26 protein-coding genes are annotated in these 26,721 nt (G+C 53.1%); 7 read left to right on the top strand and 19 right to left on the bottom strand.

The features are described from left to right. Positions 1 to 3 precede the first annotated feature (3 nt). The 6 genes from chbG to AC2FC2_RS13785 form a co-directional block, all read right to left on the bottom strand. Positions 4 to 765: a chitin disaccharide deacetylase gene (gene chbG, locus AC2FC2_RS13810; RefSeq protein WP_209635214.1), complete on the bottom strand. Its 762-nt coding sequence runs from the start codon at positions 763 to 765 to the stop codon at positions 4 to 6. Positions 766 to 917: 152 nt separating this feature from the next. Next, on the bottom strand, positions 918 to 1,781 hold the full coding sequence (chbR, locus tag AC2FC2_RS13805) for a transcriptional regulator ChbR (protein ID WP_209635212.1): 864 nt from the start codon (positions 1,779 to 1,781) through the stop codon (positions 918 to 920). After that, a complete protein-coding gene (locus tag AC2FC2_RS13800) occupies positions 1,781 to 3,166 on the bottom strand; it encodes a glycoside hydrolase family 1 protein (protein WP_490659394.1) in 1,386 nt (461 codons plus the stop codon). Before AC2FC2_RS13800 ends, chbR begins: the two co-directional genes overlap by 1 nt. 48 nt (positions 3,167 to 3,214) lie before the next feature. Further along, on the bottom strand, positions 3,215 to 4,576 hold the full coding sequence (gene chbC, locus AC2FC2_RS13795) for a PTS N,N'-diacetylchitobiose transporter subunit IIC (protein WP_209635208.1): 1,362 nt from the start codon (positions 4,574 to 4,576) through the stop codon (positions 3,215 to 3,217). A gap of 11 nt (positions 4,577 to 4,587) precedes the next feature. Continuing rightward, the gene (locus tag AC2FC2_RS13790; RefSeq protein WP_209635206.1) at positions 4,588 to 4,905 is read right to left on the bottom strand and encodes a PTS sugar transporter subunit IIB; all 318 of its coding nucleotides are present in this window, start codon (positions 4,903 to 4,905) and stop codon (positions 4,588 to 4,590) included. A gap of 485 nt (positions 4,906 to 5,390) precedes the next feature. Beyond that, positions 5,391 to 6,305 carry a LysR family transcriptional regulator gene (locus AC2FC2_RS13785; protein WP_209635204.1) on the bottom strand — a complete coding sequence of 305 codons (915 nt, stop codon included), beginning with the start codon at positions 6,303 to 6,305 and terminating at the stop codon, positions 5,391 to 5,393. Between the two features lie 106 nt (positions 6,306 to 6,411). On the opposite strand from AC2FC2_RS13785, the gene AC2FC2_RS13780 reads away from it, so the two are divergent. From AC2FC2_RS13780 to mutS, 4 genes are all read left to right on the top strand, one after another. After that, positions 6,412 to 7,215, top strand: coding sequence for an SDR family NAD(P)-dependent oxidoreductase (locus AC2FC2_RS13780; RefSeq protein WP_490659393.1), 804 nt, complete (start codon positions 6,412 to 6,414; stop codon positions 7,213 to 7,215). A 36-nt stretch (positions 7,216 to 7,251) separates the two neighbouring features. After that, complete coding sequence (locus AC2FC2_RS13775) at positions 7,252 to 8,223, top strand: aldo/keto reductase (protein ID WP_490659392.1); 972 nt, start codon at positions 7,252 to 7,254, stop codon at positions 8,221 to 8,223. Between the two features lie 38 nt (positions 8,224 to 8,261). Continuing rightward, positions 8,262 to 9,269, top strand: coding sequence for an NHL repeat-containing protein (locus AC2FC2_RS13770; RefSeq protein ID WP_490659391.1), 1,008 nt, complete (start codon positions 8,262 to 8,264; stop codon positions 9,267 to 9,269). Between the two features lie 341 nt (positions 9,270 to 9,610). Beyond that, positions 9,611 to 12,166 carry a DNA mismatch repair protein MutS gene (mutS, locus tag AC2FC2_RS13765; protein ID WP_490659390.1) on the top strand — a complete coding sequence of 852 codons (2,556 nt, stop codon included), beginning with the start codon at positions 9,611 to 9,613 and terminating at the stop codon, positions 12,164 to 12,166. An 82-nt stretch (positions 12,167 to 12,248) separates the two neighbouring features. Here mutS and rpoS read toward each other — a convergent pair whose 3' ends face one another. From rpoS to ftsB, 8 genes are all read right to left on the bottom strand, one after another. Further along, the gene (gene rpoS / locus AC2FC2_RS13760) at positions 12,249 to 13,247 is read right to left on the bottom strand and encodes an RNA polymerase sigma factor RpoS (RefSeq protein WP_012005280.1); all 999 of its coding nucleotides are present in this window, start codon (positions 13,245 to 13,247) and stop codon (positions 12,249 to 12,251) included. Positions 13,248 to 13,300: 53 nt separating this feature from the next. After that, complete coding sequence (gene nlpD, locus AC2FC2_RS13755; protein ID WP_209635194.1) at positions 13,301 to 14,287, bottom strand: murein hydrolase activator NlpD; 987 nt, start codon at positions 14,285 to 14,287, stop codon at positions 13,301 to 13,303. Between the two features lie 325 nt (positions 14,288 to 14,612). Further along, on the bottom strand, positions 14,613 to 15,239 hold the full coding sequence (locus tag AC2FC2_RS13750; RefSeq protein ID WP_490308611.1) for a protein-L-isoaspartate(D-aspartate) O-methyltransferase: 627 nt from the start codon (positions 15,237 to 15,239) through the stop codon (positions 14,613 to 14,615). Then, complete coding sequence (gene surE / locus AC2FC2_RS13745) at positions 15,233 to 15,994, bottom strand: 5'/3'-nucleotidase SurE (RefSeq protein WP_209635189.1); 762 nt, start codon at positions 15,992 to 15,994, stop codon at positions 15,233 to 15,235. Before surE ends, AC2FC2_RS13750 begins: the two co-directional genes overlap by 7 nt. Before the next feature lie 271 nt (positions 15,995 to 16,265). Next, on the bottom strand, positions 16,266 to 17,312 hold the full coding sequence (gene truD, locus AC2FC2_RS13740; RefSeq protein WP_209635185.1) for a tRNA pseudouridine(13) synthase TruD: 1,047 nt from the start codon (positions 17,310 to 17,312) through the stop codon (positions 16,266 to 16,268). Between the two features lie 4 nt (positions 17,313 to 17,316). Continuing rightward, positions 17,317 to 17,790 (bottom strand): 2-C-methyl-D-erythritol 2,4-cyclodiphosphate synthase, encoded by a 474-nt coding sequence (gene ispF, locus AC2FC2_RS13735; protein ID WP_004950274.1) that lies wholly within the window; start codon positions 17,788 to 17,790, stop codon positions 17,317 to 17,319. A gap of 10 nt (positions 17,791 to 17,800) precedes the next feature. Further along, positions 17,801 to 18,508: a 2-C-methyl-D-erythritol 4-phosphate cytidylyltransferase gene (ispD, locus tag AC2FC2_RS13730; protein WP_265555767.1), complete on the bottom strand. Its 708-nt coding sequence runs from the start codon at positions 18,506 to 18,508 to the stop codon at positions 17,801 to 17,803. Between the two features lie 3 nt (positions 18,509 to 18,511). Further along, a complete protein-coding gene (gene ftsB / locus AC2FC2_RS13725; protein WP_037424733.1) occupies positions 18,512 to 18,832 on the bottom strand; it encodes a cell division protein FtsB in 321 nt (106 codons plus the stop codon). Between the two features lie 406 nt (positions 18,833 to 19,238). Between ftsB and AC2FC2_RS13720 the strand changes: the two genes are divergently transcribed. From AC2FC2_RS13720 to AC2FC2_RS13710, 3 genes are all read left to right on the top strand, one after another. Beyond that, positions 19,239 to 20,009 (top strand): basic amino acid ABC transporter substrate-binding protein, encoded by a 771-nt coding sequence (locus AC2FC2_RS13720; protein WP_265555768.1) that lies wholly within the window; start codon positions 19,239 to 19,241, stop codon positions 20,007 to 20,009. 215 nt (positions 20,010 to 20,224) lie between these two features. Next, the gene (locus AC2FC2_RS13715; RefSeq protein WP_209635297.1) at positions 20,225 to 20,944 is read left to right on the top strand and encodes an amino acid ABC transporter permease; all 720 of its coding nucleotides are present in this window, start codon (positions 20,225 to 20,227) and stop codon (positions 20,942 to 20,944) included. Further along, positions 20,928 to 21,650 carry an amino acid ABC transporter ATP-binding protein gene (locus tag AC2FC2_RS13710; protein ID WP_209635299.1) on the top strand — a complete coding sequence of 241 codons (723 nt, stop codon included), beginning with the start codon at positions 20,928 to 20,930 and terminating at the stop codon, positions 21,648 to 21,650. Before AC2FC2_RS13715 ends, AC2FC2_RS13710 begins: the two co-directional genes overlap by 17 nt. A gap of 53 nt (positions 21,651 to 21,703) precedes the next feature. Here the strand turns inward: AC2FC2_RS13710 and AC2FC2_RS13705 are convergent, their stop codons facing one another. The 5 genes from AC2FC2_RS13705 to cysG all read right to left on the bottom strand — a co-directional run bounded on the left by AC2FC2_RS13705 (position 21,704) and on the right by cysG (position 26,525). Then, on the bottom strand, positions 21,704 to 22,021 hold the full coding sequence (locus tag AC2FC2_RS13705) for a DUF3561 family protein (RefSeq protein WP_037424725.1): 318 nt from the start codon (positions 22,019 to 22,021) through the stop codon (positions 21,704 to 21,706). 85 nt (positions 22,022 to 22,106) lie between these two features. Next, positions 22,107 to 22,736 carry an adenylyl-sulfate kinase gene (gene cysC / locus AC2FC2_RS13700; RefSeq protein WP_209635178.1) on the bottom strand — a complete coding sequence of 210 codons (630 nt, stop codon included), beginning with the start codon at positions 22,734 to 22,736 and terminating at the stop codon, positions 22,107 to 22,109. Between the two features lies 1 nt (position 22,737). Then, positions 22,738 to 24,165 carry a sulfate adenylyltransferase subunit CysN gene (gene cysN / locus AC2FC2_RS13695; protein ID WP_209635175.1) on the bottom strand — a complete coding sequence of 476 codons (1,428 nt, stop codon included), beginning with the start codon at positions 24,163 to 24,165 and terminating at the stop codon, positions 22,738 to 22,740. Between the two features lie 11 nt (positions 24,166 to 24,176). Then, positions 24,177 to 25,085 carry a sulfate adenylyltransferase subunit CysD gene (gene cysD, locus AC2FC2_RS13690; RefSeq protein ID WP_037424720.1) on the bottom strand — a complete coding sequence of 303 codons (909 nt, stop codon included), beginning with the start codon at positions 25,083 to 25,085 and terminating at the stop codon, positions 24,177 to 24,179. 9 nt (positions 25,086 to 25,094) lie between these two features. Further along, the gene (cysG, locus tag AC2FC2_RS13685; RefSeq protein ID WP_490659389.1) at positions 25,095 to 26,525 is read right to left on the bottom strand and encodes a siroheme synthase CysG; all 1,431 of its coding nucleotides are present in this window, start codon (positions 26,523 to 26,525) and stop codon (positions 25,095 to 25,097) included. Positions 26,526 to 26,721 lie beyond the last annotated feature (196 nt).

The following is a 26,721-nucleotide window of genomic DNA, read 5'->3' as shown; positions in this document are numbered from 1 at the left end:
TTATTACAGATCCAGGAAAGAGCCCAAACGATAGCCACGCTCCGCTATCGCGTTTTTAATGCCTGGCGATGTCAACACCTCCACTTCGGCAAGCCGCGGGTAGCAATACTTGCTCGCCAAAATGGTTTTATCCAGAAACGCCGGATGGCACATCATCTCTACCGATCTCGCACCGCGCTGGTCAGTACGTTCAAGCACCTGCAAAAACAGCGCCTCGGATATCCCTTCACCATAAAAACCAGCATCAAACCACTCGGTGCTGTGATCGTAGTGCAACGGAATATCTTGTCGTTCCACGTCCTGGCGTCCTATGCGCAATGGGATGGATTTGGATTGGGCAAATGCCTCCACCAGCGGGTAAATCTGCGGCAGCATATGCACATGATGGTGGCTATCAATGTGGGTTGGCGCACGACCAAACACGGCAATAAATTTGTCGTATTGGCTCACCAACTCATCATGGATTTCATTCAGATCAAGCCGTGCAGTTTCGGCCCTTTCCCATAGCCACTTGCCCAGTTCCCCACGTTCATTCACCAACGACGGCATGGCGGTCAGCGGATGCCCATGGGTCAAGACAAAGTGCAGACCAATCTGTAACCCAGGATAAAGCTGACTGAGCCTGGCGGCATGCTGTATATCCGTGCTATTGACCATCGCAGTAGTTGAAGAGACAACGCCATAGTGAAACGCCTCAATAACGCCATAATTCTGGCCCTTGCTCAGACCAAAATCGTCGGCATTCACTATCAGTAACTTTTCCATTTTGGCATCCATTTAACAAATTTTTGGCAAGGGAATACCGTCCGTCAGGTACGGCAGTTCCCCTTCGCTTAAGCAAAGAAATTTATTTTGTCAGGCTATTGCCGGCCTGAAAGTATTCGGAATATCAGCGTTAATGCTTATCGGGAGCGGCCCTAAATCGGGCCGTAGAACTTTTTTCGGTAATTACCTGGCGTCACTTCCGTGAGTCTTTTAAAGTTTTTAATAAATAAGCTCACGTCGCCATAACCAGAATCAAAGGCAATATCCGAAACCGAATAGTTGGTGACCTCAAGCTGCGTTTTGGCAAAGTTGATGCGGATTTCATTGATCACCTGCATTGGCGTTTTATGGTAATAACGCCGCATTGCCCGAGTCAGGTATTCCTGCGTTTTCCCCGATAATTCAACCATATTGAGCAAGGCTTTTTCACCGAACATCGCTTTATCATGCATGCCTGCCAACGTATTCTTCAGCCACTGCGGGATATCACCCCCCTCGCCGCTATCTTCTTTATAGTGGCGAATACGGCTGATGATATAAAAGGTCAGTGTTTCCAGAAACTCAGCAAAATCATCCTCGCGAAACTGCGGTGACCCCACCACCGACTCAATATACGCAAGGAATTCATTCTTCAGGCTATACGCCTGAGAAGCGACGAAACAACGTGGCAACTGTTGCAGATAGTTCTCTTCAAAGAAAACCTTGCCGATAGCCACGTTGAAGATTTTTGCGGCGCCAAACTCATAAAAACTTTGATGATGCGAACCAATAGGGATAAAAACAAAGTCCCCTCGCTCCAGCAGCACTCGTTTGCCGTTAATCTCCTGGTAGCATTTACCGCTCAGGACGATAGTGAACTCGTAGTAGTCATGCTGATGTAGCCCGGTAGCGCTTTCCACTTTGTTATAGATAAACAAATGGAAGTCTTTGCAGTTAAAGAAATCCTGCTCCCGAATCAGCTTAACGTCGTTCGCATTTAGCGAAACCAGGTTCTCAGACACCGCGTGCGCCCTCATTAGTCAAAGCCATTTTGCCTGGCTGTCTCGGCAAACCAATAACCGCTTTTCTTAATCGTGCGTTGTTGGCTTTCTCGCTCCAGCCGCACTAACCCGTAGCGATTCTTGTAGGCATTCAGCCAGGACCAGCAGTCAATAAAGGTCCATAAATGGTAGCCTTTGCAGTTGGAACCGTCTGACAATGCCTGATGCAGCCATTTCAAATGGTCGCGAATGAAATCGATTCTGTAATCATCTTCCACCCGGCCGTTGGCGCCGATAAAAGCCTCTTCCCCCTCAACGCCCATACCGTTTTCTGAAATATAGCAGGGAATATTGCCGTAGTTTTCCTTCAGATCCATCAGGATGTCATACAGGCCTTTCTCATAGATCTCCCAGCCACGGTGCGGGTTAATCTTGCGTCCCGGCATCTCGTAGTAGCTGAACACATCCTCCGGCATGGTCACTGGGTCTTCCGCCCGGTAGCCTTCCTTCGATTTGACTCTACGCGGTTGGTAGTAATTGACACCCAGAATATCCACGACCCCGTCGGCAATCAGCTGCGCGTCTTCCGGCATCGTCTGCGGCAACAGATCATGGGTGCGCAGTAAATTCACCAGGTCGTCCGGATAGCGCCCCTTGGTTACCGGGTCGAGGAAACTCTTATTCAGCAGCAGATCCGCATAGTGCGCCGCCACGCGATCTTCTTCACTGTTCGAGCGAGGATAAGTCGGGCTCAGGTTCAAAATAATGCCTATTGTGCCTGCATTACCCAACACCCTGAACTCACTCACCGCTTTGGCATGAGCCAAAATGCTGTGATACGCCACCGCGATCGCTCTTTTGAAATCGACCACACAAGGATAATGCAGGTCGTTCAGATACCCAGCTTCCACCGGTACAATCGGCTCATTAAAGGTGAACCAATGGGTGACTCTATCGCCAAACAAGCTGAAGCAGATTCTGGCGTAACGGGCATAAGCCTCAACAACGGCCCGATTTTCCCAGCCCCCTTGCTGCTGCATACACATTGGCATATCGAAGTGGTAGAGATTGATAAATGGCGTGATGCCTTGGGCTAGCAGGCTGTCGATCATCGCATTATAAAAAGCCACCGCTTTTGGGTTCACTTCACCATCCCCCTGCGGGATCAATCGAGACCAGGAGATGGAGGTTCGGAAAGTATTATGTCCGAGAGTCTTTAACAACTGGATGTCTTGTTGGAAATTGTCATAAAACGTGGAGGTTTCGGACGGGCCAACCTGATGATGAAAACGCTCAGGTGCAATCTCATACCAGTAATCGAAGATATTTTGGCTTTTGCCATCCCGTGCAGATGCCCCTTCCGACTGTGGTGCAGAGGTGGCACTGCCCCACCAGAAATCGTCAGCAAATTGATAGTTCATCCAAAGGCCCTCTAAAACTGGGGCAGAAAAGTCTGCCCCAGACTGCAGTTAGAATTTCAACGCCTTGGCGATGTCTTCTTCGCTTTCCGTCGCTTGATCGATCTGGCTCTGTGCTTTGTTGGAGATCATGACGAACGGCAGGTAAATCAGGGTCGCTACGCCCAGGTTGAAGAAACTCAACAGCATGGCGACAATACTGCCGTTGGTGTTGAAGAATGCCCCCAAACCCACCGGCATGGTCCAGGGTGCAATATTGGTGATTGGCGGAATCAACCCGGTGTAATAAGCCACCGTGGTGATAATCGTCAATACCGGCTGAACCAGGATAAACGGAATAAACATCACTGGGTTCATGATGACTGGCAGGCCGAACAGAATGGGTTCGTTGATCTGGAAGATGCCTGATGGCGTTGCCAGCTTAGCGACCTGGCGATAATCCTCGCGGCGTGAAGCAATAAAGATAGCGATAATCAGGCCCAGCGTTGAACCTGTCCCGCCCAGGTAGATGTAGGAGTCAACGAATGGCTTCGCCCACATGTGGAACTCTTTACCCGCAGCCACCGCAGCTTCAACAGAACCGTACTTGTTGTAAAGTTCGACGTTCTCCAATGCGAATGGCGTCATGATACCGCTGTCCAACGCAGCCAATGCCATCGAACCATGCACCCCGAAGAACCACAGCAGTGAGGAGAACATCACATATACCCATCCCACCACGCTGCCCATTTTCGCCAACGGCGCAGAGATGCTGTCCATGATAATTTGGTGGAAGTTGGTTCCCCACAGCGTAAGGCAGTAAGCCAGCACGCCCATGATGGACAAAATGAGGAAGCCCGGGATCAGTGCAGAGAACGAGCGCGACACTGAAGAAGGTACACTGTCTGGCAGGCTGATCACCCAGTTGCGGCGAACCACAAAGGTAAACATCTCGGCCACGACCAGGCCGATCACCATACCGGAAATGATGTTAGCCCCCCCTAGCCAGTTAGCGCCAACGGCATAGGCCTCTCCGACACTGAACGGGGTAACAGTCATAAAGGCAGCCACCGCCAGCAACGCTGCCGCTAATGGGTCGACCTTACGCTCTTCAGCCAAAGCCATACTGATAAAAAATGGCGTCATCAGGGACATAATGCCCAAGGTGCCGTTATAAACGCTGCCTCCGATGGCCTTCAAGCCATTGAGCGTTTCAATGGTGGACGGATCCAGCCGCACCCCCAATGAAAAGAAGAATGATCCTTCACCGAAACTGAGAAACACGTTGTTGATCAGAACGAACATCGCCCCAGTCAACGTCAGTGGCATTAAACGAATGAACCCGTTTTTGATGGCATTAACATGGGGCTGTTTACCAATTTTCACAGCAAAAGGCAGTATGACCTTTTCCAACGAGGCAATTAACGTATTCACGGCAGACCCCTTTATTGGTTAGCTTTTTTGATGGTGGCGACCGCAGCCTTCAACACCCCAAGGCCATCGAGCTTGCCGTATAAACCGGAGTCGATCACTTCGACGGGCTTATTGGGTAACTGTTTTTGCACTTCGGCGAGCGTGTAGGCAATCTGTGGCCCCAGCAGGATCAAATCTGCTTCAGCGCCCTTTTCTGCCGCCAGCGCCTCAGGATAAGCGGCAATGATCACCGGCACTTCGTACTTCTCGGCTTGCGCTTTCATTTTTGAAACCAGCAGGGAAGTCGACATACCAGCAGAACAAAACAGATAGATTTTTTTCTTTTCCATACCAAGTCCCTCAAGATAATCAAAAAAGCCCCGTGTCATTTGTTTGCCAGATGCAATAGTTATTGCCTCACGCACATTCCTTATGAAAACTTCCGTTACGTTGCCCTGGTTGCAGACAGTATACGGAGGCATTGAAGTGGACCGGTAAGCCACCAGCACAAAGAACCGTCTCTGCTTGACCTACCAGATTGACCCTCTTCACATTTCATATAAAAAAATAGTGTGACCTGACTCACAAACAACCTTTAATTACTGAATTTATTCGCCATAAAAGAACAAATAACAATTATAAACAATACGTTATAAACATGCAGAATGTTTATGGATAATTCCATGCGCAGGGTCATTCATCGGTTGATTGGTGAACAGAAATAGTTCGCCCTTGATTAGCGCGCATCATCAAGATAAGACGAGACAAGCGGTGGCAAAGAGTCGGTGTTTTTGAGGGAAAGGCATTCGACGGACCAGCCACAGGCAGAGCAAGATTACGCTTCGGGACTGATCGTCTGGCTGGGATAACGCACTACGTTAATTACCGTAGTCAATGCGACGGGGTGGTTTCTGCGGTTCGGATAGTAAAGATAAAAACCTGGGAAGGGTGCGCACCAATCGGCCATCACCCGCTCCAGCCGCCCTGCTGCCAGATGTTCCTTTACTTCTTCCTCGATGGCGAACGCTATACCTGCATGCGCTAATGCGGCTTGCAACATCAGTCTTGCATCATCAAATATCAGCGGGCTATTCACCGAGACGGAAAGTATCTGGTCGCCTTTTTTAAACGTCCATTTATAGAGCTCTCCCGAAGCAATCTTTCGCCATCCAATACAGCGATGATTCAACAGGTCTTCGGGGTGGTTTGGCTTTCCATTCTGTTGGAAGTATTCAGGCGTTGCCACAATAGCCATACGTAAATCAGGCGTGACCCGCACAGCTCGCATATCGTTGTGTAGATCCTCGCCAAGCCGGATGCCGGCATCAAAACCTTGTTCGACAATATTGGCAAATCCCTCTTCCGCCACAATTTCCAGCGTAATACCGGGGTAATCGCGGGCCAAGAGCCCCAAATGCGGCACCAGCGCAAGTTGGATAGCCGTTCGGGACGCATTGATACGAACCACGCCCTGTGGCCGATCGCGAAAGGTATTCAAGCTCTCCAGCGCCGTATCGATATCGGCAAATAGCGGGGCCAACGTCGTCAGCAAATGCTCGCCCGCCTCAGTCGTTGATACGTTGCGGGTGGTACGATTCAACAAGCGAATGCCAAGCTGCGCCTCCAAATCGCGCATGGTATGACTGAGCGTCGGCGGTGTAACCCCAAGCCTGGCAGCGGCTCGCCTGAAACTGCGCTCTTTGGCGATGGCCACAAAGGCCGCCAGCCCTGACAAGTCGGTTTTTTTCATTTGATTGATATAAATAATTTAACAGTGAGATGAATTTTTAACGGATAGTTATCCATTTCGTAACAACATAGCATGATTAGGTGTTTAATCACTGGGTATTAATGCTATGACTCAATACGCTGATTCTGTACATACCACCCCGCACAAACGCCTGGAAGGCAAAGTTGTCTTGGTCACCGGAGGGGGGACGGGTATTGGACGCGCCGCGGTACTGGCCTATGCACGAGAAGGCGCAAAAGTGGCTTTGGCTGGGCGTCGTTCCGCAGAGATAGATGCCACTGCTCATGAGGTTATGCTCGCTGGCGGAGAGGCGCTGGCCGTCATGGCGGACGTTTCGCAAGAAGAGGATGTCCGCCGCCTGCTCACCACGGTGACCTCTCACTACGGGCGGCTTGACATCGCTTTCAACAACGCCGGCATTCTCGGCAATTTTGTCCCTATCCATCAGCAAACTAGCGCAGATTTCGATGCGGTGATTGCCACCAATCTCAGGGGCGTCTGGTTATCGATTAAGTACGAGGTTGAGGCTTTTCTGGCGCAAAACTCAGGCGGTGTGATCGTCAATACCTCGTCCTGGCTTGCCAAAGGCGCGCTGGCTGGCTCATCAAGTTACTCTGCCAGCAAGGGAGCACTCGATGCGCTGATCCGTGCGGTAGCACTCGAATATGGCAATCACGCTATCCGGATCAACAACATCAATCCCGGCATCATCGACACACCGATGGCCCATAGCAGCCTATCTGATCCATCCGCTTTCACCCCGTTCATCTCGCATACGCCTGCCCAACGATTGGGCCAGTCTGAAGACATCGGCGATGTCGCCGTCTGGCTCTCGACGGATGACGCCCGCTTTGTCACTGGGCAAAGCATTTTGGTCGACGGCGGTTACACCATCGCAGGAATGCGATGAAAACCACCACTATCGACAGCCCCTGGAGGTAAGACGATGAACTACGTTCGCCTTGGTCATAGCGGCCTGAAAGTTTCCAGACTTTGTCTGGGGTGTATGACCTATGGGGAACCGACCTGGCGCCCTTGGGTATTGCAGGAGGAGCAAGCTCGCCCTTTCATCCGGGATGCACTGGAATCCGGTATTAACTTTTTCGACACTGCAAATATCTATTCCTCCGGCGAGAGCGAACGTATTCTCGGGCGCGCGCTGAAGGACTTTGCGCGCCGCGACGATATGGTGATCGCTACCAAGGCGTTCTTCCCGATGAGCGAACACCCCAACAACCGCGGGCTATCACGCAAACATATCATTCAAAGCGTTAATGCCTCGCTACAACGCTTGGGGACAGATTATATCGATCTGTTCGTGATACACCGTTTCGATGAGGAAACCCCGGTTGAGGAAACGGCTGAAACGCTCGATAACCTGGTGCGTGCCGGCAAGGTCCGTTATATCGGTGCGTCTTCAATGCACGCCTGGCGTTTTATGAAAATACTTGCGTTTCAACGTCATAATAATCTGGCCAGCTTTATTTCCATGCAAAGCCAATACAACCTGGTCACACGCGAGGATGAGGAGGATTTACTCCCGCTTTGTCTGGATGAAGGTGTCAGCCTGACCCCTTGGTCGCCGTTGGCAAGGGGCTTACTGGCCGGCGCGAGAAAAGCCGGGACGCTTCGGGCCGAAACTGACGAACAAGCTCCACGCTGGTACGGCGGCAGAAATGAAGTGGAGCACACCATTAAGGCAGTTGAAGCCATCGCGACTGCCCGCGGCGTACCAACGGCACAGGTCTCTCTTGCATGGGTGTTAGCCAAAGAGTCAGTTGCCGCCCCCATTGTAGGCCTGTCCAAGTCACACCATCTTCAAGATGCACTCAAAGCGCTCTCACTCACGCTGTCAGATGAGGAACTCGCAACACTTGAGGCTCCCATGAACAAACACGCTCGCCCCCAACGGTGGTAGTACTTCGCTCCACCCTTATCAAAATCAGGAGAGGCCAGATGTTATACGCAATAAGATATCGCACGGCGCTGGCCGCGCTAACAGCCCTACTATTCGCCATCGCAACGCCTGCGGCTTCCGCGGCCGTTTCTCCAAACGCCACCTGCACACCGACCAGCATGACTTTACCGCCAGGCGCGCTGTACCCTAATGGCATCGCCCGCGCTTCCGACGGAACCCTGTATGTTGGCTTAGTGACTAGCGGCCGTATCTTGCGAAAACGGCCGAACGAGAATTGGGAGACCTTTTTTTCCGGCGCCGAAACGGTTTTTGCCTCAACCACGCTGAGATTGGATGAGCAGCGTGGGTTGTTATGGGGAAACTCCCCGGACTTCCTCCCCACAGGACAAACTCGTGCCCATCGTGTTTTTGCCCTGAATGTCTCGGATGCGACGATTAACCGCAGTCTAACCTTACCGGAAGGAGGAATGGGTAATGACTTGGTTATCGCCAAAGATGGCACGGTTTATCTGACAGAAACCAAAGCAGGAAGCATCATGAGGCTTCGTCCTGGGGAGGCCAATTTTCAGATAATTTTCCGTGACAAACGCCTGGCTGGCCCCAGTGGCATCGGCGCTGCAGGTATTGTTCTGATAGATGACAAGGTGATGGCGATTGCCAATTTTGGCAGCGGGAAGCTCTACACCCTGAGCTATGGGGAGGAACAGCCGAGCCTGTCAGAAATCCTGCTACCAAGAACCATCGAAAACCCAGATGGAATGGGATTGGCACCAGACGGCTCTCTTATCGTACTCGAGAATGGGATTAACAGCGGTCAGGGTAGAATCCTGCGAATTTCCGATCCGAGTAGCACTGGCTTACACCGCATTGAAATCATCCGTGAAGGTATGGAGTCCCCGGTCAACCTGGACATCACCCCACAGGGCTGTGCCTTTGTCAGCGAGGCCCGCATTCGCCACCGTTTACTCGCCGGACACGAGGCCGAAGTCCCCGACAGCTTCCGCATTTACCAACTCCCCCTGCCTTTATCATCCGCCACTCACTGATACTCCCCTCGGGCTTGATGAATGATGGCAACCTCAAGCCCGCCTGTAGGCAATGTCCTTATTTCCCCATATTCTGATGACATTACAGCGAAAAATACGTTCTATCGATTGCACCGCTATTCTCTGGCTTAAAAACCAACTTTGCGCAAAGCTCCCCATTTTTACCTGTGACAGCCGATTGCCCGCTGGGCTAGTATAGCGGCAGTATTAAGGGCTTATTGATCCTTACCGCCGTCAACCACCAGCCCACGGCGTGGTTTTTTTGCAACGGCCTGAACCCTAATGATGGCACCCAATATCACAACCAACTTTAAATTCAATGGATTGGAAACAGTAATCTTATGAATAGCACCAATAAGCTCGATTCACACACGCCCATGATGCAGCAGTACCTGCGCCTCAAGGCCGAACACCCTGAAATCCTGTTGTTCTATCGCATGGGTGACTTTTACGAGCTGTTTTACGATGACGCCAAGCGCGCTTCTCAGCTGTTGGATATTTCGCTGACCAAACGCGGCGCCTCAGCAGGCGAACCTATCCCAATGGCTGGTGTACCGCACCATGCGGTAGAGAACTATCTGGCCAAACTGGTGCAGCTCGGTGAATCTGTCGCCCTGTGTGAGCAAATCGGCGATCCCGCCACGAGTAAAGGCCCGGTTGAGCGTAAAGTCGTGCGTATCGTCACCCCAGGCACCATCACCGACGAAGCGCTGTTACAAGAGCGTCAGGATAACCTGCTGGCCGCCATCTGGCAGGACGCACGCGGCTTTGGCTACGCCACGCTAGATATCAGCTCCGGCCGTTTCCGGGTTGCCGAACCGGCAGATATCGAAACCATGGCGGCAGAATTGCAGCGCACGAATCCCGCCGAATTGCTTTACCCTGAAACCTTTGAACAAATGTCGCTGATTGAACAGCGCCACGGCCTACGCCGCCGCCCATTGTGGGAATTTGAACCCGAAACCGCACGCCAGCAGCTTAACCTGCAGTTTGGCACCCGCGATCTCACCGGCTTCGGCGTTGAGCAAGCCCATCAGGCACTGCGAGCCGCCGGCTGTCTGTTGCAGTACGTTAAAGATACCCAACGCACCTCATTACCCCATATTCGTGGCATCACCATGGAACGCCAGCAGGACGGCATTATCATGGATGCCGCCACACGGCGTAACCTTGAACTCACCCAGAGCTTGTCCGGCGGCACTGAAAATACGCTTGCGGCAATCCTCGATTGCAGTGTGACCGCGATGGGCAGCCGTATGCTCAAACGCTGGTTGCATATGCCTACTCGCGATATCAAGGTGCTGAATAATCGCCAACAGGCGATTGGAGCCCTGCAGGATATCTATGCCGACCTTCAGCCTTCTCTGCGACAAGTTGGCGATCTGGAACGTATATTGGCTCGTCTGGCTCTGCGCAGCGCCCGCCCTCGTGACCTGGCACGGATGCGCCACGCTTTCCAGCAGTTGCCGGATATCCACGCACTGCTGAAGGGTGTGGATACCCCGCATGTACAGCACTTGCTATCACAAGTCGGTCAGTTTGATGAACTGCAGGATTTGCTGGAACGTGCCGTGGTTGAAGCCCCGCCGGTTCTGGTACGTGACGGTGGTGTTATCGCGCCCGGCTACAACAGCGAGCTGGACGAGTGGCGCGCCCTGGCCGATGGAGCCAGCGACTACCTCGATCGCCTTGAAATTCGCGAACGTGAAAAGCTGGGGTTGGATACGCTGAAGGTTGGCTTCAATGGCGTGCATGGCTATTACATCCAGGTTAGCCGCGGGCAAAGCCATCTGGTGCCAATCCACTACGTGCGCCGACAGACGTTGAAAAACGCCGAACGCTACATTATTCCCGAACTGAAAGAGTATGAAGACAAGGTTCTCACGTCGAAAGGGAAAGCACTGGCGATCGAAAAAGGGTTATACGAAGAGCTGTTCGATTTGCTGCTACCACATTTAGGTGAATTGCAGCAAAGCGCCGGGGCACTGGCCGAACTGGACGTACTGGCTAACCTGGCCGAACGTGCAGAAACACTGAATTACGCCTGCCCGACCATGAGCGAACAGCCGGGGGTTCGCATCACCGAAGGCCGCCACCCGGTGGTCGAACAGGTACTGAGCGAGCCCTTTATTTCCAACCCATTGTCTCTGTCACCTCAGCGTCGTATGTTGATCATCACTGGTCCGAATATGGGGGGTAAAAGCACCTATATGCGACAAACAGCGCTGATCGTGTTGATGGCACATATCGGCAGCTACGTGCCGGCGAGTAAGGCCGTGATCGGCCCGGTTGACCGCATCTTTACGCGCGTTGGTGCCGCGGATGACCTGGCCTCCGGCCGCTCTACCTTTATGGTGGAGATGACTGAAACAGCCAATATCCTGCATAACGCTACTGAAAACAGCCTGGTATTGATGGATGAAATTGGCCGCGGTACGTCAACCTACGACGGTTTATCCCTGGCTTGGGCCTGTGCCGAAAACCTGGCCAACCGCATTAAAGCCATGACGCTGTTCGCCACCCATTACTTTGAGCTGACGACCCTGCCGGAGAAAATGGAAGGCGTGGTTAACGTACACCTGGATGCGTTGGAACATGGCGACACTATCGCCTTTATGCACAGCGTACAGGACGGTGCAGCCAGCAAAAGTTATGGTTTGGCTGTGGCCGCACTGGCCGGTGTGCCACGTGAGGTAATCAAACGTGCACGGCAGAAGTTACGTGAGCTGGAAGCTATCTCAAGCCATACAGCCAGCGGCACCGTTGACGCGACCCAGATGACGCTGCTAAATGAGGAAAGCTCACCGGCAGTCGAAGCGCTCGAGGCGCTGGATCCGGATTCGCTGTCGCCACGCCAGGCGCTGGAGTGGATTTACCGCCTGAAAGGTATGGTCTAACCCGCGTATCATTTTGCGGGCATAAAAAAACGGTGAGCATTATGCTCACCGTTTTTATTTTAATGCGATTCACCTTCCAGCGTTACTCGCGGAACAGTGCCTCAATACTCAGGCCCTGCATCTGCAGAATTTCACGCAGGCGACGCAAACCTTCAACCTGGATCTGACGTACACGCTCACGAGTCAGGCCAATCTCACGACCTACATCTTCGAGCGTTGCCGCTTCGTAGCCCAACAGACCAAAACGACGAGCCAACACTTCACGCTGTTTAGCGTTCAGTTCGAACAGCCACTTAACGATGCTCTGCTTCATGTCATCGTCTTGTGTGGTGTCTTCCGGTCCGTTGTCTTTTTCGTCCGCCAAAATGTCCAGCAACGCTTTCTCTGAATCCCCGCCCAACGGCGTATCAACAGAAGTGATACGTTCGTTCAGACGCAGCATACGGCTGACATCATCGACCGGCTTGTCGAGTTGCTCTGCAATCTCTTCTGCGCTCGGTTCATGATCCAGTTTATGAGAAAGTTCGCGCGCGGTGCGCAGATAGACATTCAGTTCTTTGACAATGTGGATAGGCAAGCGGATGGTACGGGTTTGGTTCATGATCGCCCGTTCAATCGTCTGCCGGATCCACCAGGTTGCGTAAGTCGAGAAACGGAAACCACGTTCTGGGTCAAACTTTTCCACTGCGCGGATCAGACCGAGGTTACCCTCTTCAATCAGATCCAGCAGCGCCAGGCCGCGATTGCTGTAACGGCGGGCGATTTTCACCACCAACCGCAGGTTACTTTCAATCATTCGGCGGCGGGACGGCACGTCACCGCGCAGTGCACGCCGCGCAAAATAAACTTCTTCCTCTGCGGTCAGCAGCGGAGAATAGCCGATTTCGCCAAGATAGAGCTGCGTCGCATCCAATACGCGTTGGGTCACGCCTTGTGACAACAACTCTTCTTCCGCTAGATCACTCTCACTGGCCTCTTCTTCAACCAGTGCTTTTTCGTCGAATGATTCCGCTTCCGTTGCGTTCTCGTCGAAATCCGCATCATCATGTAACTCGTTAACTTTCAGCGTATTTTGGCTCATATGCTGCTCCTACCCGTGATACCGCGAGCAGAATACAGCGTATTCTGCCCAATCTATCGCTGCGGAAGATAACGCAGCGGGTTTACGGATTTCCCCTTGTAACGAATTTCAAAATGCAAACGTACTGAACTGGTTCCGGTGCTACCCATGGTGGCTATTTTTTGACCCGCCTTCACTTCTTGTTGTTCCCGGACCAGCATTGTGTCGTTGTGAGCGTAGGCGCTCAGGTAATCATCATTGTGTTTAATGATGATTAGATTACCGTAACCCCGTAAAGCGTTGCCTGCATACACTACACGACCATCGGCGGTAGCGAGAATCGGCTGCCCACGGGACCCGGCGATATCGACTCCTTTATTCCCACCTTCTGATGAGGAAAAGTTATCAATAATCTTACCGTCAGTAGGCCATCTCCAGGTACTTACTGGGGCACTATTGCTGACGGTGCTGCTCACTGGTGGAGCAACGACCGGTGCGGTAACAGGGGCTGTTGCGGTAGTTGCCGCCACTGCGCCTGCTGCAGGTAACATCTTACCTACATTCTGTTTACCCGAGTTATCAGAATACGCGTTAGTTGATTGAGAATCAACCGTTGCAGTTTGTATCTGAGTGCTCGATGGCGGCTTAGGAACACCGCCGCTGGTCGCGTCTGTTGCCGCCAACATGCCGCCGTTTCCGTTGGCAGAACCATTACCAAGCTGAATGTTTTGACCCACATTCAGGCTGTATGGTTCAGGAATATTATTGCGCTGAGCCAGGTCACGGTAGTCGTTACCGGTGATCCAGGCGATATAAAACAGCGTGTCTCCGCGCTTAACCGTATAGGTATTACCGCTGTAGCTCCCTTTGGGAATCGACGTGTAACTGCGGTTGTAAACAATATGGCCTTCAGAGCTCACCGGCACACCGGCATTGTTGGATGCGGCAGATCCGCCACCGTCCACACTACTGATAGGGGCCGATGTCGACGCGTTGTTTGTACAACCCGCCAACCACAAACTTACCATCGTACACACCGCAACCCGGCGTAATGTAATCATTGGGCTTCCCGTGCTCATGCTTCCCCCATGACAGCAATATCAGCGATATATCCAAAATACCCTTTACATCGTAGCTGAGCTTTTACCATTCTCTCAGTTTCTACCATGAAAGGTGCCCGCGGCCGATCCCTGAACGTCAGGAAATTTCATGCCCGAGCCTCAAAACAGCGCGCCAATGCTAACCACATTAGCGGTGCTGCACCATAAGACAACTACGCAGAAAGGCAATTGTATTGAAAATTAGTTTTATTGAAACGGTAAAACCTTAACCAGAGGTGATGAAAGTGCAACAGATTTCGTATCCTGTCGAAAATTCAGACAATCGCTAGGCTAACTCACCCTTAACCAAGGGTACAAAGCGCACGGCTTCGACGATATCGACGACAAACTCGCCCCCTTGCCGTTGAATGCGCTTGAGGATTTGAGACTGCTCACCCACTGGCAATACCAGAATGCCGCCGTCATCTAACTGCTCCATCAACGCGGGGGGGATTTCCGGCGGCGCGGCAGTGACAATAATGGCATCAAACGGACCACGAGATGCCCAGCCCTGCCAGCCATCACCGTGACGAGTTGAAACATTGTGAAGATCAAGTTGCTTCAGGCGGCGTTTGGCCTGCCATTGCAACCCTTTGATGCGTTCAACGGAGCAAACATGTTGCACCAGATGCGCCAAAATAGCGGTTTGATAGCCTGAGCCGGTACCGATCTCCAACACCCTTGACGTGGGTGTCAGGTTCAGGAGTTCGGTCATCCGTGCGACCATATAAGGCTGGGAGATCGTTTGGCCAGACCCGATGGGCAACGCAGTATTCTCATAGGCTTTGTGTTCAAGTGCTTCATCAACAAAACGTTCGCGCGGCACCGCCTCGATCGCCTGCAGCAACCGCTCGTCCCGGATCCCTTGTTGACGCAGCTGCGTCAGCAATGTTTGCATACGCTTGTTCACCATTCCCCGCCAACCCCTGCTTTGGTTAACCACGTTTTTACCACGTCTTGGGCCGTATAGGCGGTTAAATCCACCTGCAATGGTGTGATTGCCACGTAACCCTGCTCAACCGCAGCGAAGTCCGTGTCCGGCCCGGCATCAAACTTATCACCCGGTGGCCCAATCCAATAGAGGTTTTGCCCACGTGGATCCTGCTGGCAGAACACTTTGTCGGCAGGGTGTCGGCTACCGCAGCGTGTCACGCGAATTCCCTTGATCTGTTCCAAGGGTAAATCAGGCACGTTGATATTCAGAATTTTACCGGTACGTAACGGCTCACGCTGTAGCGCTCGCAGTATCCGGCAGGTAATCACTGCGGCAGTAGCATAATGCTGGTGGCCGTTCAGCGACACCGCCAGCGCCGGTAAACCCAAATGGCGTCCTTCCATGGCGGCGGCAACAGTACCGGAATAAATAACATCATCACCCAAATTAGGGCCGGCGTTGATACCAGAAACCACGATATCCGGCGCGGGTTGCATCAGAGCATTCACGCCCAGATACACGCAATCGGTCGGCGTCCCTTGCTGTACGGCAATATCCCCATTGGGCATCGTCAGGGTGCGCAATGGGGATTCCAGCGTCAACGCATTGGAAGAACCGCTGCGGTTACGATCGGGCGCTACAACTTGTACTTCGGCGAACTCACGCAGTGCCGCCGCCAGCACCTGAATGCCTGGGGCGGTCACGCCGTCGTCATTACTCAGCAATATCCGCATATGAGGTTATCTTCTTTTTATCTCTCAACCAGACCCCTTGCAACGCGGCCCAGCATGTAAATACTTGGTAGAAAGTGCCTAAAAGGAGGCGCTTAACCAGCAGATATTATGTTTACTCCCCCCGGCATGTCCAGTCACCAAGGGAAAAGACGTTTCTTTAATCACCGCCGCCAAGCATGGCCAAAGCCGGGAGACTCAAGACTACATAAACCGGCCCCCATTCAGGCAGTCTGCGTCAGGCGAAAAAAAACCTGCTTTCGCAGGTTTCTTATTACTCGCTAATGTCCGTATCACTGTTGTCCTGCCGCATAATTTCGCGCACCACGCTGGTAGCGAAACTGCCGGCCGGTAGCCAAAAACGCAGTTCAACGGTGGCATCGTCCCACCAGTCCCACTGCATATTTTTTGGCTGTAACAACAGCGCACGGCGTGCCGGATCAACGCGCTCGCGCGTTAATAGCGCCATCAGTTCAGGTTGTTCCAGCAGGCATTGCTGTTCAAAACTCAACGCCTCCCCGGCAGTGCCCGGTTCGCCGTCACCCGGCAGGGGAGCCGTAATCAGCAATTCACCGGCATCAAGCCGTTGCTGTAAAGTATCCAGTTCGTCCGCTTTGGCAACAAACCAGCTACCACGGCCGCTGAGCTGCAAGGCATCGCCTTCAAGCACAGTGTGTTGCTGCTGATTAGCCAAACGTCGACTTGCAATCAGGTTAAACAGTGCACTACGACTGGCGGACAGATAAAAGCTGCGTTTACTGCGTTCTTTTACCCGGATCTCATCCTTCGCCCAACGCCGTGCCATCACCAGGTTATTTCCGCCACGGCCAAAACGCTGGCTGCCAAAGTAGTTTGGGACGCCACCGGCCGCAATCGCCTGCAGGCGAGATTCAACATCCTGGCGATCGGAAATATGGCGCAACACTAACGTGAAGGCATTGCCTTTCAGCGTGCCGATGCGCATTTTGCGTAGATGGCGGGCACTGGCCAGAACTTCGCAGCCTTCCAGTGAGAACTGGGTGAAATCGGGGGTTTCTTTCCCCGGTAGATGCAGACAGAACCACTGCTCGGTCACGGCATGGCGATCTTTCAGACCGGCATAGCTGACAGAGCGGGCATGAATACCCGCAAAACGCGCCAGGTAATCTGCGACAAACTGAGTGTTACATCCATTTTTACGGATGTTCACCAACACATGTTCGCCTTCCCCGTCCGGCTCAAAGCCCAGGTCTTCCACCACCACGAAATCTTCCGGGTTGGCTTTCAGCACGCCAGTGCTCTGCGGCTGGCCGTGAAGCCAGGTCAAGTTAGCCATATCCATGCAGTTATTCCTTGATCAACAAGGCAACCGCTTCGCAGGCAATGCCCTCACCGCGTCCGGTAAAACCGAGCTGTTCGGTAGTGGTGGCCTTAACGTTGACATCGTCCATATGGCACTGCAGGTCTTCCGCCAGGAAAATACGCATTTGCGGGATATGCGGCGCCATTTTAGGTGCCTGGGCAATAATGGTAATGTCCAAATTCCCCAGACGATAGCCTTTCGCACGGATACGCTTCCAGGCTTCGCGCAGCAGCTCACGGCTGTCGGCACCTTTGAAAGCGGGGTCGGTATCCGGGAACAGTTTACCAATATCCCCCAGCGCCGCCGCACCCAACAAGGCATCGGTCGCTGCATGCAGCGCTACATCACCGTCGGAATGGGCCAGCAAACCTTTCTCATAAGGGATACGAACACCACCGATCACCAGCGGCCCTTCGCCACCAAATTTATGTACGTCAAAACCGTGACCGATACGCATGATGCGCTCCTTAATTGTCCAACTGAGTTAAATAAAATGCTGCCAGCGCCAAATCTTCTGGTCGCGTGACTTTAATGTTGTCCGAACGCCCGGTCACCAACAGCGGATGATAGCCGCAATGCTCTAGGGCTGAGGCTTCATCAGTGACTGTTGCACCTTCATCCAGCGCCCGCTGCAAACAGAGTTTAAGCAACGCCAATGGAAATAGCTGTGGTGTCAATGCATGCCACAGGTCCTGACGATCAACGGTATGTGAAATTGCGTTGCGACCCGCTTCGGCGCGCTTCATGGTATCACGCACCGGCGCAGCCAAAATCCCGCCCACATCGCTGTGCTCAGTAATCGCCAGCAGACGTTCAAGATCGTCTGCATGCAGACATGGCCGAGCCGCGTCGTGCACCAGAACCCATTTAGCGTCGCCGGCCAGTTGTAGCCCGGCCATTACCGAATCAGCGCGTTGTTGACCGCCGATGGTCACCCGCACACGGGGGTCTTTTGCTATGGGTAACTGGCGGAACTGCTGGTCATCTGAGCCGATCGCGACAATCACCTGAGGAATACGCGGATGCCGCAACAATGCATGGATCGCGTGTTCGAGAATGGTTTGATGGCCGATCGTTAAATACTGCTTCGGGCAATCCGCCTGCATACGGCTGCCAATACCGGCAGCGGGCAGGACGGCAATCACCGATGGAAAGGTTCCTGCGGAGTGATTCATGCGTTACTTTTGTAGGTTATTTTGCGAGGAGGACGCCGCGTTGCGTCTGGATTGATCAGGAACCAAACGATAGAAAGTCTCACCGGGCTTAATCATGCTCAGTTCATTGCGCGCACGCTCTTCGATCGCTTCCTGACCGCCGTTCAAATCGTCGATTTCGGCGAACAGCTGATCGTTACGCGCTTTCAATTTTGCATTGCTGCCCTGTTGGAGCGCAACGTCATCATTGACCCGCACATAATCGTGAACACCATTTTTGCCCAGCCACAGTGAATACTGTAACCAACCGAGCAATGCCAGCAATAACAGCGTAAGTTTTCCCATCTCCGCCCCCTGAAAAACCGCCTAATCATCCCACAACTTTTCGTTGGACTCCACACTGGGAACGGCATTTCACCGCCAAATTCAGAGTAGGATGAGAATTTCCTCAGTTTATAACCTAAATTCGAGCCGAAAGCGGCAAAAAAAACCACTTTCGCCCATTCATAAACCTACCAGATAAAGCAGCACGCTCTCATTTAGCAATTTCCCCGTTATGCAGTAAGAAAAACTGGCTGCTTTCACATTTGACCAACGCTTCCTCCAAATACCAACGTAAATTGCATATTTAACACCATTAAAAAATTCATCATCAGGTAGGAGTTGTGTTTTTATTCATTAAAGATTATTTTTATGCATCAATAGTGCATAAATAAACTTCAAGCACGACATTTAATTACCGGGGATATCGATGTTAAAACACCTAGTTCTGATTGGCGCCTGTCTGGCCGCCACCCTGTCGGCGTCAGTCTTGGCGGCTGAACCGACTTATGTCGTCGGCTCCGGCGGCACCTATCGTCCCTTCGAGTTTGAAAACAGCAGCAAACAGCTGGAAGGTTTTGATATTGATATTATCAAGGCGGTGGCCAACGCAGAGGGCTTTCAAGTCAAGCTGGTAAATACGCCGTGGGAAGGCATCTTTGCCACGCTAAACTCCGGCGATCGTGACATCATTATTTCGGGTATCACCATTACCGACAAACGTAAGCAAATGGTCGACTTTTCCGCACCTTACTTCCCGGCCGAACAGGCTATTGTCGTACCCAAAGAGTCCACCGTGGATTCTATCGCTGCACTCAAAGCCTTGAAGGTCGGCGTTGTGAACTCCAGCACCGGCGACATTGTGGTGTCCGACACTCTGGGCAAGAACAGCACCGCCATTAAGCGTTTCGACAATACGCCGCTGATGTTACAGGAATTGTATGAAGACGGTATTGGCGCTGCGGTCGGCGACGTCGGGGTAGCCAAGTTCTACATCAAGACCCACCCGGATAAAGAATTCAAATTGGTGTCCGACGCCAAATTCGAACGCCAATATTTCGGTATCGCCGTCGCCAAAGGCAACGACGAACTGCGCGGTAAGATTAACGCCGGTTTGAAGAAGATCGTTGCTGACGGGACCTACGCCAAAATCTACCAGACCTGGTTTGACAGCAACGTCCCTACGCTGCCCGTCGAGTGAACCAACGGATGCCAACCTGCCGATCGGCAGGCGTAACGAGCTAGCCATAGCGGGTGCGGGCAGCGCACAGCCACCGGAGTGGACATGCAGTCCATGAGGATGGCGTTCACTGCCCAATCCCAATATGGCGACGCGCAGTAGCCTGAACTCGCTAAAAAAGGAACGAGAAAGTGAATTTCCGTTGGGAGATTATCCAAGAGTATGCCCCATTGTTTATGGAAGGCGCCTGGATGACCATCAAATGCACCATTATCTGCGTGATACTGGGTACCACCTGGGGTCTGATCCTCGGGCTAGGTCGTCTGGCGCAAGCGCCGCACGGCATCTGGAAACCTATCTTGCATTACGGCGTACAATGGCCCGTGCGCATTTACATCAGCGCCTTTCGCGGTACGCCACTGTTTGTGCAGATTATGGTGGTGCACTTCGCATTGGTGCCGTTGTTTATCAATCCCCGTGACGGCCTGCTGGTCACCAGCGGCCTGATGAGCAGCGACTTCGCCCGCGCACTGCGCTCAGATTACGGTGCGTTTCTTTCCTGCGTCGTGGCGATTACGCTCAATGCTGGCGCTTACGTCTCGGAAATCTTCCGTGCAGGCATTCAGTCAATCGATCGTGGGCAGATGGAAGCGTCGCGCTCACTGGGCATGAGCTACGGCAAAACCATGCGCAAAGTGATCTTGCCACAGGCATTCCGTCGCATGTTGCCTCCGCTGGGCAATAACGCCATTGCCATCGTCAAGGATTCCTCATTGGCCTCCGCCATCGGCCTTGCAGACCTGGCCTATGCAGCCCGTACCGTTTCGGGAGCTTATGCCACCTACTGGGAACCCTATCTGACAATTTCATTGGTCTATTGGGTCCTCACCTTCCTGCTTTCGCTGATGGTGCAACACATGGAAAAGAGGTTTGGGAAAAGTGATTCGCGTACATAACCTGCAAAAACAATTTGGCGATAGCCATGTGCTGCGAGGTATCTCCTGCGAGATCGCGGCAAACGAAGTGATCTGCGTCATAGGCCCATCAGGATCGGGTAAAAGCACTTTCCTGCGCTGCATCAATGCGCTGGAGACGCTTTCTGGCGGTGAGATTATGGTCAACGGTTTTGCCATACACAGCCAGAAAACCGATCTCAATAAAATGCGTGAAAGCGTCGGCATGGTGTTTCAGCGTTTTAACCTGTTCCCGCATATGACGGTGTTGGAAAACATCATCATGGCGCCGATGGGCGTGAAAAAGCTGTCACGCGCAGACGCCATCCTGCGTGCCGAAGCCTTGCTCCGCAAAGTGGGCCTGCTGGACAAGATTGACGCCTATCCCAATAGTCTGTCAGGTGGTCAGCAACAGCGCGTGGCCATTGCTCGTGCGCTAGCGATGGAGCCGAAAATCATGCTGTTCGACGAACCCACCTCAGCGCTCGATCCCGAGCTGGTTGGCGAAGTGCTGGCGGTAATGAAATCATTGGCGCACGAAGGTATGACCATGGTGGTGGTAACCCATGAAATGGGCTTCGCCCGTGAAGTGGCCGATCGGGTATTGTTTATTGATCAAGGGATCATTCAGGAAGAAGGGACACCACAGCAGATTTTCAGTCACCCTGCCAACCCAAGAACTCAGGCTTTTCTAAGCAAAGTTTTGTAACCTTCAGCACGGCTTTGCAATGCGTCGGGCGCAGGAGACTGCGCCCGACTCTGTCACCAGCCGGTCAAAAAACTGAATACCAGCCAGAACAGACAAAGCACAATAGTCCCCGTCAGCAGCAACGTCAGGATCAAGCGTCCACGCAGCAGCATGCTAAGTGTAATGCCTATCAGTACCGAAACCGGCATCAGGGCCAGGAAGAATGGCCAGGTATAGAGCAGGAAGAAGAGTGTGTTAGAGCCGTAGACCAAAAACGGCACCGCGAACGCCAGCCAGTAGAAAACAAAGCCGCAGACGCCGCCCAGGAAAGAATAAGAGGGTTCCTCTTTCTCCTGGTTTGAGTCAATCAAGATTGGCGAGACATTTTGCATAGTGATCCCTGGTTATTCGGCACGCTCTTCGGCGGGCTTAGCGTAAAAAGCGTATGACGCAAAAACGCCACACGCTTTTCTGAATTCAGGGTTTGATAATAGCCCGACCACGCAGTACGTCTAACAATTGCGCAATCAAATTTGTTACCAATTGTTGGCCATCAAGATGAATATCCGGCCGTTCCGGTGCCTCATAAACCGCGTCAATTCCGGTGAAATTTCTCAGCTCACCGGCACGGGCTTTTTTGTACAATCCTTTTGGATCACGTGCCTCACAAATCGCCAGAGGCGTGTCGACAAACACTTCGATAAAACGATTTTCATCGAGTAATTCGCGTACCATCTGCCTTTCGGTACGGTGCGGTGAAATGAACGCGGTGAGTACCACCAGCCCTGCATCTACCATCAACTTGGACACTTCGCCCACCCGACGAATATTCTCGCGTCGGTCATCGTCGGAGAAGCCCAGATCGCGACACAGACCGTGGCGCACATTGTCACCGTCCAGGAGATAAGTGTTGATGCCAAGGGCATGTAGCGCCTGTTCCAACGCCCCCGCCACGGTGGACTTACCCGAACCAGATAACCCGGTAAACCACAACACCACCCCTTTATGACCCTTACGCGCTTCGCGATCCGCACGCATTACGGCATGCGGATGCCAAACCACATTGTCATCATCCGGCCCGGTTGGCCGTTGTTGAGACTCGGTCACGCTATTTACCCCCGATCAGGTCACGTGCACCCCAATGTGGGAAATGCTTACGCACCAGCGCATTCAGCTCCAGCTCAAACGCGCTGAAATCCCCGGTCGATGCCTGAACGTCTTGCAAAGCTTCGCGGATCAACCCGGCACCGACCGTGACGTTACTCAAACGATCGATAAAGATCAGTCCGCCAGTGACATGGTTGCGCTGATAGTTGTCCAGTACGAGTGGTTCATCGAAGATCAGCTCCACCAGACCAATGCCATTCAGCGGCAATGTGTCCGCCTGATGTTGTGCCAGTGAGTTGATTTCGACTTGGTGGCGAATGCCTTCAACGCGGGCACGCGTCTTCTTACCCGCCACCTTGATGTCATAGCTTTGACCCGGTAACAACGGTTTCTCAGCCATCCACACCACGTCGACCAACGCGCTTTGCACCGCTTGCAGCGTTTCCCCGGCATCCACCAGTAAATCACCACGGCTGATGTCCACTTCATCTTTCAGCACCAGGGTAATTGCCTCACCCGGCACGGCCTCCTGCAAGTCACCGTCAAAGGTGACAATGCGCGCAACGGTAGATTCAACGCCAGACGGCAGAACCTTCACACGTTGGCCCACACGTACAACACCGGCCGATAACGTCCCCGCGTAACCACGGAAATCCAGATTCGGACGATTAACGTATTGCACCGGGAAGCGCAAAGGCTGCGTCTCACGTTCGCTGATCACATCCACACTTTCCAGCACCTGCAACAGCGTTGGACCGCTGTACCAAGGCATATGGGTACTTTCGCTAGCCACATTATCGCCGTCCAGCGCTGAAAGCGGGACAAACTTGATGTCCAGATCGTTCGGCAATTGCTCAGCAAAGCTCAGATAATCCTGTTTGAACTGCTCAAATACCGATTCTTGATAATCCACCAGGTCCATCTTATTGACCGCAACCACCAGATGGCGAATCCCCAACAGCGTTGCGATAAAACTGTGTCGACGAGTTTGATCCAGCACCCCTTTGCGCGCGTCGATCAACAGGATCGCCAAATCGCAGGTAGAAGCGCCCGTCGCCATATTCCGGGTGTACTGCTCATGCCCCGGCGTATCGGCAATAATAAATTTGCGCTTTTCGGTCGAGAAATAGCGATAGGCAACATCAATGGTGATGCCTTGCTCGCGTTCAGCCTGCAGGCCGTCTACCAGCAGCGCCAAATCGAGTTTTTCACCCTGAGTACCGATACGCTTGCTGTCACTGTGCAACGTTGACAGCTGATCTTCGTAGATCTGGCGAGTATCGTGCAGCAGACGACCGATCAAGGTACTTTTTCCGTCGTCTACGCTGCCGCAGGTCAGGAACCGTAACAGACTTTTATGTTGTTGCGCGTGCAGGTAGGATTCGACACCGCCCTGTTCAGCGATTTGTTGTGCAATTGCGTTGTTCATCCGGCGGCTCCTTAGAAATACCCTTGACGCTTTTTCAGCTCCATCGAGCCGGATTGATCGCGGTCGATCATCCGTCCCTGGCGTTCACTGGTGGTGGATACCAACATCTCTTCGATGATTTCCGGTAACGTTTCCGCCTCCGACTCCACCGCACCGGTCAACGGCCAGCAACCCAGCGTACGGAAGCGAACCATACGCTGACTGATCACTTCACCCGGCTGCAGATCGATACGATCGTCGTCCACCATCAGCAGCATGCCATCGCGCTCAACCACCGGACGCGGTTTCGCCAAGTACAGCGGAATGATGTCGATCTTTTCCAGGAAGATGTATTGCCAGATGTCTAGCTCGGTCCAGTTCGACAATGGAAACACGCGGATGCTCTCGCCTTTGTTGATCTGGCCATTATAGTTGTGCCACAGCTCCGGACGTTGGTTCTTCGGATCCCAACGGTGGAAGCGGTCACGGAAAGAATAAATACGCTCTTTGGCGCGTGACTTCTCTTCATCACGACGAGCACCGCCAAAAGCAGCGTCAAAACCGTATTTGTTCAGTGCCTGTTTCAGACCTTCGGTCTTCATGATATCGGTGTGCTTGGCGCTGCCGTGAACGAACGGGTTAATGCCCATCGCCACGCCTTCCGGGTTTTTGTGGATCAGCAGCTCGAAACCGTACTCCTTGGCAGTACGGTCACGGAATTGGTACATTTCACTGAATTTCCAACCGGTATCCACATGCAGCAGCGGGAACGGCAACGTACCCGGGTAAAAAGCCTTACGCGCCAAGTGCAGCATCACGGAAGAGTCTTTGCCGATGGAATAGAGCATCACCGGGTTGCCGAATTCAGCGGCGACTTCACGGATGATATGGATACTCTCCGCCTCCAATTGCCGCAAATGAGTGAGTCGTTTTTCGTCCATAACAGATCCTTAAGCCAAATTCACGACGGCTGGGCGTGATACCCCTTCCGCCTTCGGTTGATGCCCAAACCAGGCAATTTGGTGATGCAATTCCACCACTTCGCCGATCACCAGCAGCGCCGGTAACGGTGCCTGTTGAGCTAATTCTTCAAGCTGTTGCAGCGTGCCGATTTGCACCCACTGATCCGCGCGCGTACCGCGGCTGATCACCGCCACCGGCGTTGTGGCTGCGCGACCGTGGGCAATCAGGCGTTGGCTGATATCCTCCGCCTTCATGGTGCCCATGTAGATAGCCAGTGTCTGGCGCGCACGCGCCAAATCTGCCCAATCCAACCCCTCGCCGTCGGGACGGCAGTGGCCGGTAATAAAAGTGACGCTCTGCGCATGATCGCGGTGCGTCAGTGGGATACCGGCATAGGCCGTTGCCCCCGCAGCCGCGGTCACACCCGGCACCACCTGGAACGGAATACCCGCGGCGGCAGCCACCTGCAGCTCTTCACCACCACGGCCAAAGATAAAAGGATCGCCCCCCTTCAACCGCACCACGCGTTTGCCCTGTTGCGCCAACTCCACCAGCAGACGGTTGGTTTCTTCCTGAATCACAGAATGCGCGCCAGCACGTTTGCCCACGCAGATGCGTTCCGCGTCACGCCGTACCAAGTCCAAAATCTCATCGCTGACCAAATGGTCATACAGCACCACGTCAGCTTGCTGCATCACCTGTAATCCACGCAGGGTCAGTAATCCCACATCGCCGGGGCCAGCCCCTACCAGCGCAATTTCGCCCTGAGAGCCTTCGCTGCCCAATGCGAACTCCTGCAAGTTTTGCTCCAACTGCCGCTCAGCCTCTGCGGTTTGACCACTGGCCACCAACGTTGAGAACCGGCCGCTGAAGGTTTTCTCCCAAAAACGACGGCGTTCGCCGATCGCATTCAGCTGGTGTTTCACTTGGCCACGCCAGCGCCCGGCGACTTCAGCCATCTGCCCCAGGCTGGCGGGCAATAAAGCTTCAAGCTTTTCACGCAGCATGCGCGCCAGTACGGGTGCCTGACCGCTGGAAGAGACGGCCACGACCAGTGGCGAACGGTCAATAATCGACGGGAAAATAAACGAGCAACGCGGCTGATCATCAACCACGTTAGCCAGCACCCGGCGTTTATCCGCTTCGGCAAATACCTGCGTATTCAGCGCGCTGTCGTCAGTCGCCGCGATCACCAGAAAAACCTCGTCCAATTGCTGCGCGGCAAAAGCCTGCCCCAGCCAGTGGATATGCCCCTGCTGACGTAATTGTTCGAGTATTGGCGAGAGTGACTGCGCAACTATCCGTATTTCAGCCCCAGCGCGCAGGAGAAGATCAACTTTGCGCGCAGCCACTTCACCGCCGCCAACGACCAACACCGGGCGTTGTTTCAGGTCGGCAAATATAGGTAGATAGTCCACAACAGCCTTTTCATATATGCAGGAAGATAGTGTGACTATACGGGCTGAGATTTGGCCTCTGAAATGACGAAAAGGAATGACTAGTTCCTTTATGGAATATAGGCCGCAGCATAGGGCTTACGCGGTGATAACCCTGATGGAAGTTTGCACATTTGCACCAAATTTAAGAGCGGGAGAAATTGTTTAATCTCGCGCA

Source organism: Serratia sp. CoH_122_TC_1, from assembly GCF_058191755.1.
The sequence above is the reverse complement of the archived record's forward strand: the minus strand, read 5'-3'. Positions and strand labels throughout refer to the sequence as shown.

What these genes read in the sequence shown, in the direction of transcription:
- AC2FC2_RS13790 (WP_209635206.1), bottom strand. Translation starts at nt 4,905, where the DNA reads ATGGAAAAGAAAAAAATCTATCTGTTTTGTTCTGCTGGTATGTCGACT.
- nlpD (WP_209635194.1), bottom strand. Translation starts at nt 14,287, where the DNA reads ATGATTACATTACGCCGGGTTGCGGTGTGTACGATGGTAAGTTTGTGG.
- chbG (WP_209635214.1), bottom strand. Translation starts at nt 765, where the DNA reads ATGGAAAAGTTACTGATAGTGAATGCCGACGATTTTGGTCTGAGCAAG.
- surE (WP_209635189.1), bottom strand. Translation starts at nt 15,994, where the DNA reads ATGCGGATATTGCTGAGTAATGACGACGGCGTGACCGCCCCAGGCATT.
- ispF (WP_004950274.1), bottom strand. Translation starts at nt 17,790, where the DNA reads ATGCGTATCGGTCACGGTTTTGACGTACATAAATTTGGTGGCGAAGGG.
- AC2FC2_RS13800 (WP_490659394.1), bottom strand. Translation starts at nt 3,166, where the DNA reads ATGAACTATCAATTTGCTGACGATTTCTGGTGGGGCAGTGCCACCTCT.
- rpoS (WP_012005280.1), bottom strand. Translation starts at nt 13,247, where the DNA reads ATGAGCCAAAATACGCTGAAAGTTAACGAGTTACATGATGATGCGGAT.
- AC2FC2_RS13705 (WP_037424725.1), bottom strand. Translation starts at nt 22,021, where the DNA reads ATGCAAAATGTCTCGCCAATCTTGATTGACTCAAACCAGGAGAAAGAG.
- AC2FC2_RS13785 (WP_209635204.1), bottom strand. Translation starts at nt 6,305, where the DNA reads ATGAAAAAAACCGACTTGTCAGGGCTGGCGGCCTTTGTGGCCATCGCC.
- mutS (WP_490659390.1), top strand. Translation starts at nt 9,611, where the DNA reads ATGAATAGCACCAATAAGCTCGATTCACACACGCCCATGATGCAGCAG.
- cysN (WP_209635175.1), bottom strand. Translation starts at nt 24,165, where the DNA reads ATGAACAACGCAATTGCACAACAAATCGCTGAACAGGGCGGTGTCGAA.
- ispD (WP_265555767.1), bottom strand. Translation starts at nt 18,508, where the DNA reads ATGAATCACTCCGCAGGAACCTTTCCATCGGTGATTGCCGTCCTGCCC.
- ftsB (WP_037424733.1), bottom strand. Translation starts at nt 18,832, where the DNA reads ATGGGAAAACTTACGCTGTTATTGCTGGCATTGCTCGGTTGGTTACAG.
- AC2FC2_RS13780 (WP_490659393.1), top strand. Translation starts at nt 6,412, where the DNA reads ATGACTCAATACGCTGATTCTGTACATACCACCCCGCACAAACGCCTG.
- AC2FC2_RS13770 (WP_490659391.1), top strand. Translation starts at nt 8,262, where the DNA reads ATGTTATACGCAATAAGATATCGCACGGCGCTGGCCGCGCTAACAGCC.
- AC2FC2_RS13720 (WP_265555768.1), top strand. Translation starts at nt 19,239, where the DNA reads ATGTTAAAACACCTAGTTCTGATTGGCGCCTGTCTGGCCGCCACCCTG.
- AC2FC2_RS13750 (WP_490308611.1), bottom strand. Translation starts at nt 15,239, where the DNA reads ATGGTGAACAAGCGTATGCAAACATTGCTGACGCAGCTGCGTCAACAA.
- AC2FC2_RS13775 (WP_490659392.1), top strand. Translation starts at nt 7,252, where the DNA reads ATGAACTACGTTCGCCTTGGTCATAGCGGCCTGAAAGTTTCCAGACTT.
- cysD (WP_037424720.1), bottom strand. Translation starts at nt 25,085, where the DNA reads ATGGACGAAAAACGACTCACTCATTTGCGGCAATTGGAGGCGGAGAGT.
- chbR (WP_209635212.1), bottom strand. Translation starts at nt 1,781, where the DNA reads ATGAGGGCGCACGCGGTGTCTGAGAACCTGGTTTCGCTAAATGCGAAC.
- truD (WP_209635185.1), bottom strand. Translation starts at nt 17,312, where the DNA reads ATGGATATGGCTAACTTGACCTGGCTTCACGGCCAGCCGCAGAGCACT.
- AC2FC2_RS13715 (WP_209635297.1), top strand. Translation starts at nt 20,225, where the DNA reads ATGGAAGGCGCCTGGATGACCATCAAATGCACCATTATCTGCGTGATA.